General features: G+C 41.7%; 21 protein-coding genes and 1 other annotated feature. All 21 genes read left to right on the top strand.

Annotation, left to right across the window (positions count from 1 at the left end; genetic code table 11):
- Positions 1 to 162: 162 nt before the first annotated feature.
- Positions 163 to 696 carry a biotin transporter BioY gene (locus tag DV702_RS12365; protein WP_114925933.1) on the top strand — a complete coding sequence of 178 codons (534 nt, stop codon included), beginning with the start codon at positions 163 to 165 and terminating at the stop codon, positions 694 to 696.
- Positions 693 to 1,697: a biotin synthase BioB gene (bioB, locus tag DV702_RS12360; RefSeq protein ID WP_114925019.1), complete on the top strand. Its 1,005-nt coding sequence runs from the start codon at positions 693 to 695 to the stop codon at positions 1,695 to 1,697. Before DV702_RS12365 ends, bioB begins: the two co-directional genes overlap by 4 nt.
- Positions 1,698 to 2,049: 352 nt before the next feature.
- A complete protein-coding gene (locus DV702_RS12355; protein ID WP_114925018.1) occupies positions 2,050 to 2,520 on the top strand; it encodes a CtsR family transcriptional regulator in 471 nt (156 codons plus the stop codon).
- Positions 2,517 to 3,080: a UvrB/UvrC motif-containing protein gene (locus DV702_RS12350; protein ID WP_114925017.1), complete on the top strand. Its 564-nt coding sequence runs from the start codon at positions 2,517 to 2,519 to the stop codon at positions 3,078 to 3,080. The genes DV702_RS12355 and DV702_RS12350 overlap by 4 nt, the downstream gene beginning before the upstream one ends.
- The gene (locus DV702_RS12345; protein ID WP_114925016.1) at positions 3,070 to 4,155 is read left to right on the top strand and encodes a protein-arginine kinase McsB; all 1,086 of its coding nucleotides are present in this window, start codon (positions 3,070 to 3,072) and stop codon (positions 4,153 to 4,155) included. The genes DV702_RS12350 and DV702_RS12345 overlap by 11 nt, the downstream gene beginning before the upstream one ends.
- 187 nt (positions 4,156 to 4,342) lie before the next feature.
- Positions 4,343 to 6,790 carry an ATP-dependent Clp protease ATP-binding subunit gene (locus DV702_RS12340; RefSeq protein ID WP_114925932.1) on the top strand — a complete coding sequence of 816 codons (2,448 nt, stop codon included), beginning with the start codon at positions 4,343 to 4,345 and terminating at the stop codon, positions 6,788 to 6,790.
- A gap of 89 nt (positions 6,791 to 6,879) precedes the next feature.
- Positions 6,880 to 8,250 (top strand): DNA repair protein RadA, encoded by a 1,371-nt coding sequence (radA, locus tag DV702_RS12335; protein WP_114925015.1) that lies wholly within the window; start codon positions 6,880 to 6,882, stop codon positions 8,248 to 8,250.
- Positions 8,251 to 8,388: 138 nt separating this feature from the next.
- Positions 8,389 to 9,480, top strand: coding sequence for a PIN/TRAM domain-containing protein (locus DV702_RS12330; RefSeq protein WP_114925014.1), 1,092 nt, complete (start codon positions 8,389 to 8,391; stop codon positions 9,478 to 9,480).
- 28 nt (positions 9,481 to 9,508) lie between these two features.
- A complete protein-coding gene (gene ispD, locus DV702_RS12325) occupies positions 9,509 to 10,180 on the top strand; it encodes a 2-C-methyl-D-erythritol 4-phosphate cytidylyltransferase (protein WP_114925931.1) in 672 nt (223 codons plus the stop codon).
- Between the two features lie 8 nt (positions 10,181 to 10,188).
- The gene (ispF, locus tag DV702_RS12320; protein ID WP_114925930.1) at positions 10,189 to 10,668 is read left to right on the top strand and encodes a 2-C-methyl-D-erythritol 2,4-cyclodiphosphate synthase; all 480 of its coding nucleotides are present in this window, start codon (positions 10,189 to 10,191) and stop codon (positions 10,666 to 10,668) included.
- An 82-nt stretch (positions 10,669 to 10,750) separates the two neighbouring features.
- Entirely contained in the window at positions 10,751 to 12,211 is a 1,461-nt protein-coding gene (gltX, locus tag DV702_RS12315; protein WP_114925013.1) for a glutamate--tRNA ligase, read from the top strand.
- Between the two features lie 56 nt (positions 12,212 to 12,267).
- Positions 12,268 to 12,481 (top strand) — a binding site (T-box leader).
- Positions 12,482 to 12,700: 219 nt separating this feature from the next.
- Positions 12,701 to 13,375, top strand: coding sequence for a serine O-acetyltransferase (gene cysE / locus DV702_RS12310; protein WP_114925929.1), 675 nt, complete (start codon positions 12,701 to 12,703; stop codon positions 13,373 to 13,375).
- Complete coding sequence (gene cysS / locus DV702_RS12305) at positions 13,356 to 14,756, top strand: cysteine--tRNA ligase (RefSeq protein WP_114925012.1); 1,401 nt, start codon at positions 13,356 to 13,358, stop codon at positions 14,754 to 14,756. Before cysE ends, cysS begins: the two co-directional genes overlap by 20 nt.
- 4 nt (positions 14,757 to 14,760) lie before the next feature.
- Positions 14,761 to 15,180: a Mini-ribonuclease 3 gene (locus DV702_RS12300; RefSeq protein WP_305849683.1), complete on the top strand. Its 420-nt coding sequence runs from the start codon at positions 14,761 to 14,763 to the stop codon at positions 15,178 to 15,180.
- Positions 15,177 to 15,935 carry a 23S rRNA (guanosine(2251)-2'-O)-methyltransferase RlmB gene (rlmB, locus tag DV702_RS12295; protein WP_114925011.1) on the top strand — a complete coding sequence of 253 codons (759 nt, stop codon included), beginning with the start codon at positions 15,177 to 15,179 and terminating at the stop codon, positions 15,933 to 15,935. The genes DV702_RS12300 and rlmB overlap by 4 nt, the downstream gene beginning before the upstream one ends.
- Complete coding sequence (locus tag DV702_RS12290; RefSeq protein WP_114925010.1) at positions 15,932 to 16,444, top strand: NYN domain-containing protein; 513 nt, start codon at positions 15,932 to 15,934, stop codon at positions 16,442 to 16,444. The genes rlmB and DV702_RS12290 overlap by 4 nt, the downstream gene beginning before the upstream one ends.
- An 85-nt stretch (positions 16,445 to 16,529) precedes the next feature.
- Complete coding sequence (sigH, locus tag DV702_RS12285; protein WP_114925009.1) at positions 16,530 to 17,168, top strand: RNA polymerase sporulation sigma factor SigH; 639 nt, start codon at positions 16,530 to 16,532, stop codon at positions 17,166 to 17,168.
- A gap of 80 nt (positions 17,169 to 17,248) precedes the next feature.
- Positions 17,249 to 17,398, top strand: coding sequence for a 50S ribosomal protein L33 (gene rpmG / locus DV702_RS12280; RefSeq protein WP_114925008.1), 150 nt, complete (start codon positions 17,249 to 17,251; stop codon positions 17,396 to 17,398).
- A 56-nt stretch (positions 17,399 to 17,454) separates the two neighbouring features.
- Positions 17,455 to 17,640 (top strand): preprotein translocase subunit SecE, encoded by a 186-nt coding sequence (secE, locus tag DV702_RS12275; RefSeq protein ID WP_114925007.1) that lies wholly within the window; start codon positions 17,455 to 17,457, stop codon positions 17,638 to 17,640.
- Between the two features lie 106 nt (positions 17,641 to 17,746).
- Entirely contained in the window at positions 17,747 to 18,283 is a 537-nt protein-coding gene (gene nusG / locus DV702_RS12270; protein WP_114925927.1) for a transcription termination/antitermination protein NusG, read from the top strand.
- Between the two features lie 172 nt (positions 18,284 to 18,455).
- Positions 18,456 to 18,881, top strand: coding sequence for a 50S ribosomal protein L11 (gene rplK, locus DV702_RS12265; protein WP_162805792.1), 426 nt, complete (start codon positions 18,456 to 18,458; stop codon positions 18,879 to 18,881).
- Positions 18,882 to 18,904: the final 23 nt, after the last annotated feature.

Raw genomic sequence — 18,904 nt, 5'->3', positions numbered from 1 at the left:
ACTTAAATTTATGTTAACTATAGTTAAATATAAGTTGACACATTATGAGTTAACATATATTATTTTTGTAGTAACTAAAAAGATAGAGGTGACATAGTGACGACAGCAACAGAAAAGCATACTAAAAGCAGATTTAGCGCATTAACTATTGTATACAGTGGAATGTTCGCAGCATTAATGATGATTGGGGCGAATATTACTTCGTTTGTGCCGTTTTTAGTCGTAGGCGGTGTACCTATTACACTACAAACATTTTTTGCTATTTTGTCGGGATTATTACTAGGAAGTCGATTGGGAGCACTTTCGATGACGATCTATATGTTGATCGGCCTTGCCGGGGCACCCGTGTTTGCTAAGTTTCAAGGAGGTTTCGGACAAATTTTAAGTCCGACATTCGGTTTCATCGTTACGTTTATACTGATTGCGTATATAGCGGGGAAAATCGTGGAACATCAACGGACAGTCACCGCATTTATTGGCGCCGCACTACTGGCGACAACAGTTAACTATTTACTAGGTACAAATTGGATGTATTTTGCCTATAAATTTTGGGCTGCGGCACCTGATGCTTTTACATATAAGGTCGCTTGGCTTTGGATGATTCCACCGTTACCTAAAGACATTGTATTAGCAGTACTAGCCGGGGTATTTGCACATAGAATCTCGAAACATTTGAAAGTGAGGTGTACATTTTGACTACTTATCAACAATTGGCCGATCGTGTTTTGCAAGGACATATTCTCACGGATTCCGAAGCATTATCTATTTTAACTAGTCCTGATGAAGATTTACTATTATTACTTCATGCCACGTATTCTATTCGTTCCCATTACTATGGAAATAAAGTGAAGTTAAATATGATCATTAATACGAAATCGGGATTATGTCCCGAAAACTGTGGCTATTGTGCACAGTCCATCATCTCAAAAGCACCTGTCGAAAAGTATGCCATGATGAAGTCAGAAGAGATCTTAGCAGGCGCAGAGCGTGCAGCTGCCAATAAAGCAGGTACGTATTGTATCGTAGCCAGTGGCCGCGGACCGCGCGACAGTGAACTTGAAATCGTCATTGATTCTGTGAAACAAATTAAAGAAAAACATCAAGGAATGACAGTCTGTGCATGCCTCGGTATCTTGAAGCCGGAGCAAGCTGTCCGTCTGAAAGAAGCAGGTGTTGATCGATACAACCATAATCTCAACACTTCAGCAGAGCATCATGAGAGTATTACGACTTCACATACTTATGATGATCGAGTGAATACAGTAGGACATGCAAAAGAAGCGGGAATCTCTCCTTGTTCGGGCGTAATTGTCGGGATGCGTGAGACGAAGGAAGATGTCATCTCAATGGCCCATAGTTTACGTGTTTTAGATGCAGACTCTATTCCGGTCAACTTCCTTCATGCGGTAGATGGTACGCCGTTAGAAGGAACATCTGAACTGGATCCGCGTTACTGCTTAAAAGTTCTTTGCTTATTCCGTTACATCAATCCGACAAAAGAGATCCGAATCTCGGGTGGACGCGAAGTAAATCTTCGTAGCCTACAGCCGCTTGGTCTTTATGCTGCGAACTCAATCTTTATCGGTGACTATTTAACGACTGCGGGTCAAGAACACGATCAAGACCGAAAGATGTTAGAAGATATGGGATTTGAAGTAGATCTGGAGCCCTTAAAAAAAGAACCGGTGACTACGTAAAGCCGCATTATATGACTGTTTATATGAAAGTTAATAGATGCATTACTTATGAACAGAAAGTATTCCTTTTGAGTAATCTAAAAAAAAGTTGAAACAAAACCTAAATCATTCATGAAGGATCGTGCAATTCTCCTTCATATATGATTTAGGTTTACTTGTGTTTTCATCCATTTAAAAAGACAAAGAACTGTGAATAAATGGTTATGAATTGTGACAGCCTATGAGGATATGGTTGAAGAGAAATTGTGCGGATTTCCGATCAAAAGAATTGCATCCGACCTAAATTCTGCGATACAATCAAGTCAAAGATAGTCAAAGTCAACTGAGAAGTGAGCAGAAATGAGGTGACGAGATGCGGAATATTTCTGACATTATAGAAGGGTATTTGAAGTCCATTATCGAAAAGGAAGAGAATGCTTCTATTGAAATCAAGCGCAATGAGATTGCCGAAAGATTTCAATGTGTACCTTCGCAAATCAACTATGTAATCAAAACGCGCTTCACGGTCGAAAGAGGTTATGCAGTTGAATCAAAACGTGGCGGAGGGGGCTATATACGAATTTATCGTGTGCAGTCGAATTCGCGTAAAGATTTGCTGGAACAAGCATTGGACATTTTAGAGGCAGAAGCTTCCTCCACAATGGCGGAAGATGTAATTTACCGTTTGACCGAAGAAGAAATTATTTCTGAGCGAGAAGCAAAACTGATGTTAGCTGCAGTGGGTCGTACTACACTGCGTTATATGTTACCTGAACGGGATGCATTACGTTCGCGTATACTTCGCGCCATGTTAGTTACGCTATTATATGAAGAAGTGGAATGAGGTGGATACAGATGCTTTGTGAAAACTGCAAAGAACGACCTGCAACTGTAGTCTTTAAACAAGAGACCATGAATGGTGTAACAGAGAAGCATTTGTGTGATAAATGCGCGTTTTATTCTCAGACATTTTCTTTTAGTCCTGATCAAGAGCCGTTATCTATTCAGCAGTTTTTAACGCATTGGCTTGGTGGTTCTGATTTACTATCGGAACAGAAGCCTAACGAGGTAATAGTTGGACGGGAATGCCCGAATTGTAGTTTGACATTTCATCGTTTTTTAGACATCGGAAAGTTTGGATGTGCAACTTGTTATGACACATTCAGAGAACAATTACCCCGTGTATTTGCCAAATTGCATAATGGCAATACGAGTCACAATGGGAAAATTCCAGTCTCTCTCAATGAACGCTTTGCTTTAAAAAAGAAATTGGAAGACATACGTGTGAAAATGCGTGAAGCAGTGGATGCTGAACGCTTTGAAGAAGCAGCAACATTGCGTGATGAGGCCAATCAAGTCAAACAGCAATTGGCTGATGGAGGTGATGATCAAGATGTCATTTGAAAAATTCATCAAACGAGAATTGACTGGCTGGATGGTTGCGGAAGGCGAACATTCAGACATCGTTCTCTCTACGAGAATCCGTCTGGCACGCAATTTGCGAGACCATCTATTTCCTATATGTGCTTCTGAAGAACAAGCTAAACTTGTCAACGAAGCAGTGGATCAGGCAGTAGCTATGATGGAAGAACTTCATTTTGAAGGAAGCACGATGGCAGAATTATCCTCTCTGGAACGCCAAATTTTAGTGGAAAAGCATTTAGTTAGTCCACAGTTAATTGATATGAAAAGGTATGGATCCGTTCTGTTATCAGAAGACGAAACGATCAGTATTATGGTGAATGAAGAAGATCATATTCGCATTCAATGTATTTATCCGGGCTTTCAAATCGATACTGCCTATGAACAAGCGGATAAAGTGGATAGCGAATTAGAACAAAACCTAGAGTATGCATTCGATGAAACATTTGGCTATTTGACTAGCTGTCCTTCGAATACAGGGACGGGAATGAGAGCTTCTGTCATGATGCATTTGCCTGCGCTCACTATTACTAAACAAATCGAACGGATCATTCCGGCCATTTCGCGTTTAGGCATGGTAGTACGCGGAAGTTACGGTGAAGGTAGTGAAGCACTCGGCAATATTTATCAAGTGTCCAATCAAATTACACTTGGTAAGTCAGAACAAGAGATTTTGAAGGATTTGGAGAGTATCGCGAAGCGTTTGATCGCGCATGAAAAGAAATCACGCGAATTGCTTCTTGCGAAATCCGAAGTACATCTAGAGAATCGCTTATACCGATCTCTCGGGACGATTACACATGCCAGAATACTACCTTCAGCAGAAGCGGCTAAATGTTTGTCTGACGTCCGTTTGGGTATTGATTTAGGTATCATTAAAAATATTAATATGACCATTTTAAATGAGCTCATGATTTTTATGCAGCCAGGTTTTCTTCAACGATATGAGGGTACAGAATTAACATCGGATCAGCGTGATATTCTTCGCGCCCAGTTATTTCGGGATCGGCTACTCATGGAGAAGGCGGAAGTGGAAAACGACACTCCGGAAAAATAATAAGCAAACATTTTGCAAGTTGGCCTAATTAGTTTTATAATTAATCAAAGATAGTCAAAGTCAATGTTAGGTAAATGGTTTTTTACGCAACAAGTTGAATATGTATAGTAATGCGGAGTAAAGCAAGGGTGCTTCCATTGGCATACCATAGAATATATCTACTGATGAAGGAAAGAGGGGAATGGATATGATGTTCAATCGATTTACACAACGTGCACAAAAGGTTTTACAGCTCGCTCAAGAAGAGGCAATCCGCTTAAAGCATGAATCTATCGGCACGGAGCATATTTTACTCGGTTTAATCCGTGAAGGTGGCGGCATTGCGGCAAAAGCTTTAGAAGCGATTAATGTGAATGCAGATACTATCGAACGGGAAGTAGAAATTCTTGTAGGCGTAGGTTCGAAAGATGTAGGCCCGATCGTTCATTATACGCCACGCGCAAAACGTGTGATAGAGCTTTCAGTCGATGAATCACGTAAATTGGGTCACTCTTATATTGGTACAGAACATATTTTATTAGCCCTGATTCGCGAAGGTGAAGGTGTGGCTGCACGTGTGCTGAACAATGCAGGTGTCAGCTTGAACAAAGCTCGCCAGCAAGTGCTTCAATTACTTGGCAATGATGAAAGTTCAATTAGCAGTGCGGCGAATTCTACTTCAGCTGCTACGCCGACTCTAGACAGTTTAGCTAGAGACTTAACTGAAATTGCACGTGAAGGGACGCTGGATCCAGTCATCGGACGCAGTAAAGAAATTATGCGCGTAATTGAAGTGTTGGCTCGACGTACAAAAAATAACCCGGTACTTATTGGGGAACCAGGTGTAGGTAAAACGGCCATTGCTGAAGGTTTGGCACAGCAAGTCGTCAATAATGAAGTGCCTGAAATTCTTCGTGATAAACGTGTAATGACTCTCGACATGGGTACTGTTGTAGCAGGTACGAAATATCGCGGTGAGTTTGAGGATCGAATGAAAAAAGTGATGGAAGAAATACGCCAAGCGGGTAACATTATTTTATTCATCGATGAACTGCATACGTTGATTGGTGCGGGAGGAGCAGAAGGTGCAATTGATGCATCAAATATTTTAAAACCTTCACTTGCCCGTGGAGAACTGCAATGTATCGGTGCCACGACGCTTGATGAATACCGGAAATATATTGAGAAAGACGCAGCGCTTGAACGCCGTTTCCAGCCGATTCAAGTAGATGAGCCGACTGTAGAAGAAACGATTCAAATTATTAAAGGACTGCGTGATCGCTATGAAGCGCATCACCGGGTGAAGATTACAGATGAGGCTGTAGAAGCGGCGGCGAAAATGTCTGATCGATATATTTCAGACCGTTTCCTACCGGACAAGGCGATTGATTTGATAGATGAAGCAGGTTCGAAAGTTCGACTTCGTTCTTATACCACACCGCCTAACTTGAAAGAGCTTGAGGTGAAGTTAGAAGCGATTCGTTCAGAAAAGAATGCAGCAGTTCAAAGCCAAGAGTTTGAAAAAGCGGCTTCTTACCGTGACAAAGAACAGAAGATGAAAGAAGAGTTGGAAACTACGAAAGCCGCGTGGAAAGAGAAGCAAGGTAAGACTGAATCTGAAGTGACAGTTAATGATATCGCGTCCGTTGTAGCGATGTGGACAGGAGTCCCAGTTGATAAAATTGCTGAAACCGAGTCTGCCAAACTGCTCAATATGGAAGAAATTCTTCACGAACGAGTAATTGGTCAGAATGAAGCGGTTCTTGCGATTTCGAAAGCAATTCGCCGTGCACGAGCGGGATTAAAAGACCCTAAACGACCGATTGGTTCATTTATCTTCCTTGGTCCAACAGGCGTAGGTAAAACTGAGTTAGGCCGTGCATTGGCAGAAGTAATGTTCGGTGATGAAGATGCGATGATTCGTATCGATATGTCCGAGTATATGGAAAAGCATGCGACATCCCGTTTAGTAGGATCGCCTCCAGGATACGTAGGTTATGAAGAAGGCGGTCAACTGACTGAAAAAGTTCGTCGTAAGCCATATTCAGTCGTCTTACTAGATGAAATTGAAAAAGCGCATCCCGATGTTTTCAATATTCTGTTGCAAGTATTAGAGGATGGACGCTTAACTGACTCAAAAGGACGCACGGTGGATTTCCGTAACACGGTTATTATTATGACATCTAACGTCGGTGCGACAGAGTTGAAGAAGAATCGCTACGTAGGATTCAATATCGGTGACGGAGACTCAGGCTATGAAGATATGAAGGAAAAAATGCTTGCTGAATTAAAGAAAGCGTTTAGACCTGAATTCCTAAACCGTGTGGATGACATGATTGTGTTCCATTCACTTGAAAAAGAGCACTTACGTCAGATCGTTAGCTTAATGGCGAATGAACTTTCTAAGCGCTTGGCGGAACAAGACATCGAGTTAGTATTAACCGAGGCAGCAATGGACAAAATTACTGATGAGGGGTACGATCCGGAATATGGAGCGCGTCCACTACGTCGTGCATTGCAAAAGCATGTTGAGGACCGTTTATCTGAAGAGTTGCTCGAAGGTAAAGTCTTAATGGGTGAAAAAGTAATAATTGACGTAGAAGATGAGAAGTTTGTAGTAAAGACGGAAAAGCAAACACAACCAGTAGAAAATTAATTGAATGATGATGAGGATAGCTCGCTCGCTTAGAAATTTAAAAAGCGCAGCGAGCTGTCCTTTTCGTCTTTCCAATAAGGAGTTTGTATATGGCAAAGCGTAAATCGAAATTTATGTGTCGTTCATGCGGATATGAGTCCGCTAAATGGATGGGACGCTGTCCGGGTTGCGGAGAATGGAATACGATGGATGAAGAAGTAGAGATTGTTCAAAAAGGACCGCGTGGCGCTTTTCAGCATGGTGATAAGGTAAAACAGAAAGCATTGCCTATTAGTAAAGTGGAAACGGTGGAAGAACCGCGTGTGAAAACAGAACTGGAAGAACTAAACCGTGTGTTAGGCGGGGGAATTGTTCCGGGGTCTCTAATTTTAATCGGAGGAGATCCGGGGATCGGTAAATCTACGTTGTTGCTCCAAGTATCTTCTTTGTTAGCGAACCAACAGCAGCGTGTGCTTTACATTTCAGGTGAAGAGTCTATTCGTCAGACGAAACTGCGAGCAGAAAGATTAGGCGTAAAATCAGACGAACTTTATATTTACGCAGAGACAGATCTTAGCATGATTCATGAAACAGTGGATGAAGTGCAGCCGAAGTTTGTAATTGTCGACTCCATCCAGACGGTACATCATCCTGAAGTTACCTCAGCACCGGGGAGCGTCTCCCAAGTACGTGAGTGTACAGCAGAACTGATGAGAATAGCAAAAACACAAAACATCGCTATATTCATCGTCGGTCATGTAACCAAGGAAGGTCAAATTGCCGGGCCACGGCTGCTTGAACATATGGTAGATACGGTATTGTATTTTGAAGGGGAACGACACCATACCTATCGGATTCTACGCAGTGTGAAAAACCGTTTTGGTTCAACAAATGAGATCGCGATATTCGAGATGTTGCAGTCTGGATTAAAAGAAGTGTTGAACCCCTCGGAATTATTTTTACGTGAACGTTCACAAGGCGGAGCAGGTTCCACTATTGTAGCGTCTATGGAAGGTACGCGGCCTATTCTAGTAGAAATACAGGCGTTAATGACGGCTTCTAGTTTTAATTATCCGAAGCGAATGGCAACGGGATTGGAGCAAAATCGTGTGTCGCTCCTAATGGCTGTACTGGAAAAACGTGCAGGAATGCTATTGCAGACACAAGATGCGTATATTAAAGTGGCCGGTGGCGTGAAATTGGATGAGCCGGCAATCGACTTGGCTGTATTGCTTAGCATCGTCTCCAGTTATAAAGATACAGCTGTAGGAGCAAGGGATTGTTTTGTTGGAGAAGTGGGGTTAACAGGTGAGGTAAGAAGGGTATCTAGAATAGAACAACGTGTGACAGAAGCAGCTAAGCTTGGATTTGATCGAGTCATCATCCCGGCATCGAACATGGGCGGATGGGATATTCCGTCCGGCATTGAAGTTGTTGGTGTAGAAACTATTAAAGAAGCGCTGGGTATCGCATTTAAATGATTAATCTCTAACAACTTTCACTGGAACCAGCTAATTTTAGTAGAAATAGTGGGGGAATTTAAGGATTCCTCCACTTAACCTAAGCAGTTGTCTACAATTCGTTGTATACTAATAGGAAAGAAAAGGAGGTGGAAGAATATGTTGAAAAGAGTAGTTCAATTTTCTTTCCTGCTAATCGGGGGAACGCTCGGTGTTCTATTTTTACCGTACTTATTCACCATGTTTGCATTCACGTCAAGACCTATGATTGAGAATGCATATGTAGAAGCCATTTTAGGAGCCATTATTCTATATTTATTTAGCTTATTTTTAACAGAACCGATTGTGAACTTTATTAAATGGATTGAAGAGCGACTTTTGAAAGCACCTATTATGGACTTATTATTTGGTACGGTTGGATTAATTGGCGGTCTGAGTGTAGCGTTTTTATTTAGCTTCGGATTAAACGCTATCGAAATCCCTTTCATTTCATCTGTTGTGCCTGTATTGCTATCTATTCTCTTAGGATATTTAGGATTTCAAGTAGGCTTTAAAAAGCGTGAAGAATTTATCGGGGCTATGTCTAGTATGCGTAATACGACTGCAAAAAAGAAAGAGCCTGTTGAAGTGATAGAACCGATTGCGCCGCAGAAAGATGTGTACAAATTATTAGACACAAGTGTAATTATTGATGGGCGAATCGCAGACATTGTAGCGACTGGTTTTTTACAAGGGATTTTAGTTGTTCCTCAATTCGTGTTGACGGAACTTCAACATATCGCAGATTCTTCTGATACGTTGAAACGAACGAAGGGCAGACGAGGATTAGATATTCTTAAACGTCTACAAAATGATGACGGTCCGCATGTGTTAATTACGGATGAAGATATTCCGAATGTGGCCGAGGTCGATTTAAAACTTGTAAAGCTGGCAAAAAAAATGCAGGGGCTTGTCGTGACAAATGATTTTAATTTAAATAAAGTGTCTGATCTGCACGGGGTAGCTGTATTGAACATCAATGACTTGGCTAACGCTGTGAAGCCGGTTGTCATTCCCGGTGAAGAGATGCACGTAGTAGTTATAAAAGATGGTAAAGAACATAATCAGGGTGTAGCTTATTTAGATGATGGGACGATGATTGTTATTGAAGAGGGCAGATCGCATATCGGTCAGGCAATCGATGTTGAAGTAACGAGTGTCTTGCAAACATCTGCTGGGCGGATGATTTTCGCAAAACCAAAAGGTCGATGAATTGGCGAAAGAAAGCAGAGGGACGAACGTGAGATATACAGTAATGATTCCTGCTGCGGGTAGCGGTACGCGCATGGGTGCGGGAAAAAACAAGCTATTTCTGAAAATTGGTGAACATCCTATTTTGTATCATACAGTCAGTATATTTCAACAGGATCCCCAATGTGAAGAAATCATTCTGGCGGTTAAAACGGAAGAACAGGCAACTATTCAGGAAATTCTTAAAGAACATAGTAATATAACATTTGTTGAAGGTGGAGGCGAGCGGCAAGACAGCGTAGCAGCTTGTATTGCAGCATATAAAGGTGAAGGCATCGTGCTTGTGCATGATGCTGCGAGACCTTTCCTCAACTCCTTAGTTATAGAAGCGCTTGTCCGCAAGGCAAATGATACGGGTGCCGCGATTGCTGCTGTGAGAGTGAAGGACACGATTAAGTTCGCGGAAAACGGCACTGTTCAGCAAACCGTCGATCGTGAGAAACTATGGATGGTTCAAACGCCACAAGCTTTTCGGTATGAATTATTGAAAAAGGCCTCTGACCAAGCGATTCAAGACGATTTCTTAGGGACTGACGAATCGATGCTTGTGGAACGTCTTGGATACGATGTAAGCATTGTAGAAAGTTCGTATGATAATGTGAAAATGACAACCCAGGAAGATTTAGCAATCGGTGAAATCTTGCTGGCTAGAAGAAAGTAGGATGAATGATGTTTCGAATTGGACAAGGTTTTGATGTACATGCATTTGCTGAAGACAGACCGTTAATTATCGGGGGGATTACAATTCCTCATACGAAAGGATTAATCGGTCACTCAGATGCAGATGTATTATTGCATACGGTCACTGATGCTGCTCTTGGAGCGATTGGAAAAGTAGATATTGGTACACACTTCCCTGACACAGATGAAGCGTTTAAAGACGCAGATTCTGCAGTGCTGCTTGAAAAAGTATGGGCGATGGTAAAAGAAGAAGGGTATCATCTTGGGAATATTGATTGTACGATTATTGCGCAACGGCCAAAAATGGCGCCTTATATAGGTGACATTCGTCAGCGAGTGGCAGAATTACTGGAAGCTGACCTGACACAGGTAAATGTTAAAGCGACTACTACTGAACGCTTAGGTTTCCCTGGTCGCGAAGAAGGAATCGCCGCAATGGCAACTATTTTATTGATGAAAAATCAGTGACTTTCAAAACATTCGACAGAGTGCTAAAATAGATAGACGATTATGCCAAGGTGTAATAGAAATAGAACGGAGAGGTAAACTTATGACACAAGAAGTACGTGTGCGCTACGCACCAAGTCCGACTGGCCAATTACATATCGGCGGAGCACGGACCGCTTTATTCAACTATTTATATGCTCGACACTATGATGGTAAATTCATCATTCGCATTGAAGATACAGATACTGAACGTAATATTGAAGGCGGCGAATTATCGCAGCTGGAAAACTTAACATGGCTAGGTATTCATCATGATGAGTCTATCGACGTGGGAGGAGAGTATGGACCGTACCGTCAGACAGAACGTTTAGATTTGTATAATAAATATGCAGATGACATGCTGGAGAAAGGTCATGCATATAAATGTTTCTGTACCCCTGAGGAATTGGAAGAAAAACGCGACGCACAAAAAGCGGCTGGTATTGCAGCTCCAATGTATGACGGTACATGCCGTCACTTAACAGCTGAGCAAGTAGCAGCAAAAGAAGCGGCAGGACTTTCCTACAGTATTCGTATGCGTGTGCCTGAAAATGTCACGTATACGATTGACGACTTAGTTCGCGGAACCGTAACATTCGAATCAAAAGATATTGGTGATTGGGTAATTGTTAAAACAAACGGTATCCCGACATATAACTATGCAGTAGTAGTGGATGATCATTTGATGAAGATTTCCCATGTCTTCCGTGGAGAAGAGCACTTAACGAACACTCCGAAGCAGTTGATGATATACGATGTATTCGGCTGGGATCACCCGCGGTATGGTCACATGACATTGATCGTTAATGAAGAACGGAAAAAACTTTCAAAGCGCGATGAGTCTATTATTCAGTTCATCACACAATATAAGGATTTAGGGTATTTACCTGAGGCGATGTTCAATTTCTTCGCACTATTGGGATGGTCTCCAGGTGGAGAAGAAGAGATCTTCTCGCATGATGAGCTAGTCAAATTATTTGATGAGACTCGTTTGTCTAAGTCACCTTCTATGTTTGATACGAATAAGCTAACATGGGTAAACAACCAATATATTAAAAAGCTTTCTCTTGAAGAAGTGATCGATTTGACATTGCCTCATCTGCAAGCGGCTAATTTAGTATCAAAAGAAATGACGGCTGAAGAACAACAATGGGTTCATGATCTAATTGCTTTATATCATGGACAGTTAAGCTTCGGTGCTGAAATTGTTGAACTATCCGCCCAGTTTTTTAATGACACAGTTGAATATGATGAAGCAGCACAGGAAATTCTTGCAGGAGAGCAAGTTCCAGAAGTGATGACTTCGTTAAAAGGACAATTAGAAGCACTTGAAACGTTCGATGCGCCGTCTATTAAAGCAGCGATTAAAGCGGTGCAGAAAGAAACAGGGCATAAAGGGAAGAATTTATTCATGCCAGTTCGTGTAGTCACAACGGGCCAAACATCAGGTCCAGAGCTACCAGATTCCATTGCGTTGATCGGAAAGAAAAAGATTCTTGAACGTGTCGAAAGATTTGCAAAATAATCAATATTGACATCTTTGTGGTTTTGTGTAAAATGAACGTAATATGAAATTGCATATAAAAAGCGTTGAAAAGGAAAGTATATGTTGAATGCTCTATAGAGAGGGTCATCTAGGCTGGAAATGACCTGAGTGAATTCACCATAGAAATGCACCTTTGAGCGATGAGCTGAACAGAACAGTAGGCCATACGTATCGTCTGCGTTAAAGACATTAAGCGGGGAAATGCGTTTCCCAAGCGGAGTGGAACCACGCAATCCATGCGTCTCTGTCATCACAAGTGACAGAGGCGCGTTTTTTATTTTGGAAAACAAAAGTAAAAAGCGTCGTTCAGACTCGGCAGACAGTGGAAGCCTCTTCGACCAGGTGCGGTTTGTGCACCTGATCGGAGAGTCTGAAGTGTCCGAGAGTCTGGCGCTTGTAACTAGAAGAAACAAAAGTGAAAAGCGCCGTTCAAGTGAAGATGTTCATAAGGAAAAAGGAGGAAGTTCATTGTTCAAACGCATGAAAGAAGATATCCGTTGTATTTTTGACCAAGATCCAGCTGCACGAAGCACGATAGAGGTAGTCTTAACGTATTCAGGATTACATGCCATCTGGTTGCATCGAGTGGCACACGCATTTTATAAACGCAACCTTCGTTTTTTAGCACGTGTGGTGTCTCAAGTGAGCAGGTTCTTTACAGGTATTGAAATTCATCCGGGGGCAGTGATTGGGAGAAGACTATTCATTGACCATGGAATGGGTGTAGTCATAGGGGAAACTTGTGAAATTGGAGATGACGTTACACTTTATCAAGGCGTGACGTTAGGTGGAACTGGTAAGGAAGGTGGAAAGCGCCATCCAACATTGCATAATAACGTATTAGTAGCATCAGGAGCTAAAGTTTTGGGGTCAATTACTATTGGTGAAAACAGCAAAGTAGGAGCAGGATCAGTTATTCTTAAAGAAGTGCCACCTAATTCCACAGTCGTTGGAATTCCAGGTAAAATAGTTATATCGAATGGGGTTCGTGTAAGTGATAAACTAACACCAACACTACAAGATCCTATATCTGATGAAATCAAGCGCTTAGAACAGCAAATTCGAGAATTGCAGCTGCGGACAGAACAGCTAGAAACGATGAATGGAAAAAAGGGAGATTTGCATGAGCATTCAACTTTATAATACATTGACACGAAAAAAAGAGAAATTTGTCCCTATAGAAGAAGGAAAGGTCAAGATGTATGTCTGTGGCCCAACTGTTTATAACTATATTCACATAGGAAATGCGCGGCCGGTTATCGCATTTGACACAGTCCGCCGCTATTTAGAATATCGCGGATATGAAGTGAACTATGTTTCGAACTTTACCGATGTGGATGATAAAATCATTAAAGCAGCAAACGAATTGAATGAAGAAGTAGGTCAACTAACAGAGCGTTTCATCGAAGCGTATTTTGAAGACGTTCATGCGCTAGGTTGTGAAAAAGCGACAGCGCACCCTCGTGTAACGGAACATATTGACGATATCGTCGCATTTATACAGTTGCTAATTGAAAAAGGATACGCGTATGAATCGAATGGCGATGTCTATTTTCATACACGTGAATTTGATGGGTACGGAAAGCTGTCTCATCAATCGATTGACGAATTAAAGGTAGGAGCACGCATAGAGGAAAATACGATTAAGTCCGATCCTTTAGATTTTGCGTTATGGAAAACTGCCAAAGAAGGTGAAATCTCATGGGATAGTCCTTGGGGAAAAGGGCGTCCGGGCTGGCATATCGAATGTTCCGTTATGGCAAGAGAGCTTCTAGGAGACACGATTGACATTCATGCAGGCGGTCAAGATTTAACATTCCCTCATCATGAAAACGAAATTGCTCAATCTGAAGCAGCAACAGGTAAAACATTCGCTAATTATTGGATGCATAATGGATATATTAATATCGATAATGAAAAAATGTCTAAGTCACTTGGCAACTTCATTCTTGTACATGATATCCGCAAGCAAATTGATCCGAAAGTGTTGCGTTTCTTCATGTTGTCCGTGCATTATCGTCATCCGGTGAACTTTGCGCAGGAACTAGTAGAAAGTGCAGCGAATGGGTTGGAGAGAATTCGAACGGCGTACAATAACTTGCAGCACAGATTAACGCTTTCTGCGGACTTGGCAGACGACTCCCAAATGTGGGTTCGTGGCATTGAAGAGCAAATTACAGCATTTGAAACAGCGATGGACGATGATTTTAATACTGCGAATGCGATTGCGGCTATATTTGAATTATCGAAGCGTGCTAACGTCTATTTATTAGAAAAAAACACAGATTCTCGCGTATTGCAGCGATTTATTGAAGCGTTCGATTTATTAATGGGTGTGCTCGGTGTACCTTTTGATAATGTATCGGAATTAGTGGATGACGAAGTAGATGCTCTAATTCAAGAACGTTTGGATGCGCGCAAAAACCGTGACTTTGCAAGAGCTGATGAAATCCGCGATGAATTGAAAGCGAAGGGTATTGTGCTAGAAGACACAGCACAAGGCACTCGTTGGAAAAGAGGGTAAGCATGTGGGGGATTTACGTGATATAGACGTCAAACAACTGAATGCCCTGGCTCTCGCATATATGGGCGATGCGGTATACGAGCAAGCGGTTAGAGAACATTTATTGCGAAGCGGCCGCGTGAAACCGCAAATTTTACACAAAGAGGCAACGCGATTTGTCTCCGCCAAAGCCCAAGCGCGAATAATTATGACGATGAAAGATCAAAAGCTGTTGACAGGGGAAGAAGAGGCTGTGATGCGCCGAGGACGCAATGCGAAAGCAGGCTCTGTTCCTAAAAATACGGACGTTACTACTTATAATTACAGTTCGGCATTTGAAGCGGTACTCGGATATGTATATCTTTTAAACCGTCAAGATCGTCTAACTGAACTGATAGCTAAAGCCATTCGGTACGTAGAAAATCCAGAGGAGGAAATGGTATGACAGAGCTAGAAGTGGAACTGATCGGCGGAAGAAACCCAGTGGTAGAAGCTTTGCGGTCGGGACGGCAACTTAATAAAATTTGGGTAGCGGAAGGTGTAAATAAGAAGAGCATCGGAGAAATCATGAAGCTTGCGAAAGAAGCGGGAGTGGTAGTTCAGACATCGCCTAAGCAGAAACTTGATGGTATGACGGATATTAGTCATCAAGGAATCGTTGCGTCGGTGGCGGCGTATGATTATGCGGAGTTAGATGACTTATTCTTAGTGGCGAAAAGTAGAAAGCAAGACCCTTTCTTTCTAATCTTGGATGAACTAGAAGACCCCCACAACTTAGGTTCTATTTTGCGTACCGCAGACGCTTCAGGCGTCCACGGAATTATCATTCCAAAAAGAAGAGCTGTCGGGCTTACGGGAATTGTTGCGAAAGCTTCGACAGGTGCGATCGAACATATTCCTGTCGTCAGAGTAAATAATTTGGCGCAAACTATAGAAGAATTAAAAAAGCGAGGCGTGTGGATTGCGGGAACAGACGCATCTAATTCAACCGATTATCGTCATATGGAGGCGACTTTGCCGTTAGCGGTAATTATCGGTAGTGAAGGTAAAGGGATGTCCAGAATTTTACGTGAAAAATGTGATTTCCTTTATAGTTTACCGATGGTAGGACATGTCACTTCTCTAAATGCCTCTGTGGCGGCAGCGTTGCTAATGTATGAAGTTTTACGAAAGCGTCAATCTTCTCAGGCGACATCATGAAAAAAGACGTTTTGCTCGTTGATGGATACAATATCATCGGAGCATGGCCGGAATTACAAAAATTAAAAAAGCGAGATTTCGCACAAGCGCGCGATCTTCTAATAGAACAAATGGCAGAATTCCAAGCGCATAAAGGATGGCGTGTCATTGTAGTGTTTGATGCACATTTAGTCCCGGGGATTGAAAAGCGTAAAAGACAATATCGTGTGGAAGTAGTGTTTACTAGAGAGAATGAAACGGCAGATGAGCGGATTGAAAAACTGGTCTCAGAATTATCAGGGCGTTTAATACAAATACACGTTGCGACGTCAGACCTTGTAGAGCAATGGGTTGTGTTTGCGCAGGGAGCATTAAGGATATCGGCTCGGGAGCTGGAAATTGCGATGAAAGAAGTCAATCGATTGATTGCCCAAAAGGTAAAAGATTCTAGCGAACGGCGTCCTTTTTCAAAGATTCCGCTGTCAGATGAAGTGGCAGAAGCTTTTGAAAAAATGAGACGCGGTGAATAATGAGCAGTTGACGTGAAAAACTTCCACGTCTATACTGACTTCATAAAACCAATAGAACTCTGGGGTGGAGAGGTTGGTGCGAAATATGGGAAATGACGAGTATAAAAATGTTTTTTCTGCACTTTCAGATGAAGAGATGATTGAACTGATACATGTGGGAAACTCAAATGCGCTTGATTTTTTGATCACGAAATTTCAACCGATCGTTCGGATGAAAGCTAGAACATATTTCATTATCGGTGGAGACAAAGAAGATATTGTGCAAGAAGGAATGATAGGACTTTACAAAGCCATCAGAGATTTTCGGCCCGATCGTCTAAGTTCATTTAAAGTGTTTGCGGAACTATGTATTACTAGACAGATTATAACAGCCATTAAAACAGCTACACGACAAAAACATATTCCGTTAAACACGTCTATTTCGTTAGACAAGCCTATTTATGACGAAGAACAAGAAAGAACATTACTAGATATCATCGCTGGTTCGACACTTGATGATCCTGAAGATCTGATGATTCATAAAGAGAGTTTTTCTTTCATGGAAGAAGAAATGGGCAAAGTATTGAGTGCGTTAGAAAAAGAAGTATTGACACTTTATTTAGAAGGGCAATCCTACCGGGAAATATCAGAAGTTCTAAATCGTCAAGTGAAATCAATTGATAATGCGCTACAGCGTATTAAACGGAAGTTGGAACATTCCATGGCGATGGATTTAGTGCGTTAACTGTGTGGAAAGTGAATTGACATGTTGTGTGTTAGGTGGTACTCTTTAGCAAGACAATTGTCTCGAATAGGTGATTTTACGTGGTAAAAAAAATAATTATATGCTGTGAAAAATGTGGTTCGCGAAACTATACTTTGCCGGCTAGCAATCAAGCACGCGAAGGAAGACTTGAGTTGAAAAAGTTTTGCAGTCATTGCAACACGCACACGTTGCATAAGCAAACCATTTGACCAGTTACATAGAGTTCCAGTATGAACGCTATGTCATTCGGAAGGGTTGGAGAAGAATGAGTAAGATCAGCGATTTTTTGAAGAAAGTTATTTCTGAAATGCGAAAGGTCAGTTGGCCGAAGCGTAAAGAATTGACGAAGTATACAGTAGTAGTTATTTCAACTGTCATTTTTATGGCTGTTTATTTTGGACTAGTAGACATGGGTATTTCAAGTGTTATGAAATGGTATACTGGCCTGTAATGATGAAAGTATGAATAGCTTGAGAATATCCCGTTTTGATGAATAAACGGGTTTTTTCAGTTTTAATAAAAGGAGGGACGGACGCACAGTCCTCATGATGATGGAAATGGATAAAAATTGGTATGTGGTTCATACGTACTCGGGATATGAGAACAAAGTAAAAGCGAACTTAGAGAAGCGTGTCGAAACAATGGGCATGTCAGATAAAATTTTCCGTGTTGTCATTCCGGAAGAAGAAGAAACGGATATTAAAGATGGTAAGAAGAAAACTGTTATGCGTAAGACGTTCCCTGGTTATGTGCTAGTAGAACTAATCATGACAGACGACTCTTGGTATGTCGTTCGAAATACACCAGGTGTTACAGGGTTTATCGGTTCTTCAGGTGGTGGAGCAAAACCTACTCCGTTATTGCCGGAAGAAGTGGAATTCATTCTGAAGCAAATGGGTATGAAGGAACAGCGAGTGGATATTGATTTCGCAGTAGGGGAAAGCGTCACTGTATTAGAGGGGCCGTTCGCGCACTTTGAAGGTAAAGTGGAAGAAATTGAGTTGGATAAAGGTAAAGTGATTGTTACGGTTGATATGTTCGGCCGCGAAACAAAAATGGAGCTATCATTTGAACAAGTTGAAAAAATGGAATGATGGAGTAATGGATTAATTTTCTCTTGCAAAAAATATGTAATGGTGGTATCATTTCAAAGGTCAGACTTAGTCTGAACGGATTAACCAATTCTACCGACATTGTCGGCAGGCACATATTTGAGTGGGAGGGGCAACCCAATTACCACATCACGGACTTAAGGAGGTGTGTCTCGTGGCTAAAAAAGTTACTAAAGTAGTGAAATTACAAATTCCAGCTGGTAAAGCAAACCCAGCACCACCAGTAGGGCCGGCATTAGGTCAAGCAGGTGTTAACATTATGGGATTCTGTAAAGAATTTAACGCTCGTACAGCAGATCAAGCAGGTCTTATTATTCCTGTTGAAATCTCTGTGTTCGAGGACCGTTCATTTACATTCATCACAAAAACTCCGCCGGCAGCAGTATTGCTAAAGGTTGCAGCAAACGTTCAAAAGGGTTCAGGTGAGCCTAATAAAAGCAAAGTTGCTACAGTTAAGCGTGATAAAGTTAGAGAAATCGCAGAACAAAAGATGCCAGACTTAAACGCGGCGTCAGTTGAAGCGGCGATGGCAATGGTCGAAGGTACTGCTCGCAGTATGGGAATCAAAATCGAAGACTAATTGATGTCTTCTTAATAAAGCAA

The sequence above is a fragment of the Sporosarcina sp. PTS2304 genome (genome assembly GCF_003351785.1).
GTDB lineage: Bacteria > Bacillota > Bacilli > Bacillales_A > Planococcaceae > Sporosarcina.
This window is presented reverse-complemented; position numbering and strand designations above follow the sequence as displayed.

What these genes read in the sequence shown, in the direction of transcription:
- gltX (WP_114925013.1), top strand. Translation starts at nt 10,751, where the DNA reads ATGACACAAGAAGTACGTGTGCGCTACGCACCAAGTCCGACTGGCCAA.
- DV702_RS12345 (WP_114925016.1), top strand. Translation starts at nt 3,070, where the DNA reads ATGTCATTTGAAAAATTCATCAAACGAGAATTGACTGGCTGGATGGTT.
- DV702_RS12340 (WP_114925932.1), top strand. Translation starts at nt 4,343, where the DNA reads ATGATGTTCAATCGATTTACACAACGTGCACAAAAGGTTTTACAGCTC.
- radA (WP_114925015.1), top strand. Translation starts at nt 6,880, where the DNA reads ATGGCAAAGCGTAAATCGAAATTTATGTGTCGTTCATGCGGATATGAG.
- rlmB (WP_114925011.1), top strand. Translation starts at nt 15,177, where the DNA reads ATGACAGAGCTAGAAGTGGAACTGATCGGCGGAAGAAACCCAGTGGTA.
- nusG (WP_114925927.1), top strand. Translation starts at nt 17,747, where the DNA reads ATGGATAAAAATTGGTATGTGGTTCATACGTACTCGGGATATGAGAAC.
- DV702_RS12350 (WP_114925017.1), top strand. Translation starts at nt 2,517, where the DNA reads ATGAGGTGGATACAGATGCTTTGTGAAAACTGCAAAGAACGACCTGCA.
- DV702_RS12330 (WP_114925014.1), top strand. Translation starts at nt 8,389, where the DNA reads ATGTTGAAAAGAGTAGTTCAATTTTCTTTCCTGCTAATCGGGGGAACG.
- DV702_RS12355 (WP_114925018.1), top strand. Translation starts at nt 2,050, where the DNA reads ATGCGGAATATTTCTGACATTATAGAAGGGTATTTGAAGTCCATTATC.
- ispF (WP_114925930.1), top strand. Translation starts at nt 10,189, where the DNA reads ATGTTTCGAATTGGACAAGGTTTTGATGTACATGCATTTGCTGAAGAC.
- sigH (WP_114925009.1), top strand. Translation starts at nt 16,530, where the DNA reads ATGGGAAATGACGAGTATAAAAATGTTTTTTCTGCACTTTCAGATGAA.
- secE (WP_114925007.1), top strand. Translation starts at nt 17,455, where the DNA reads ATGAGTAAGATCAGCGATTTTTTGAAGAAAGTTATTTCTGAAATGCGA.
- cysS (WP_114925012.1), top strand. Translation starts at nt 13,356, where the DNA reads ATGAGCATTCAACTTTATAATACATTGACACGAAAAAAAGAGAAATTT.
- DV702_RS12290 (WP_114925010.1), top strand. Translation starts at nt 15,932, where the DNA reads ATGAAAAAAGACGTTTTGCTCGTTGATGGATACAATATCATCGGAGCA.
- DV702_RS12365 (WP_114925933.1), top strand. Translation starts at nt 163, where the DNA reads ATGTTCGCAGCATTAATGATGATTGGGGCGAATATTACTTCGTTTGTG.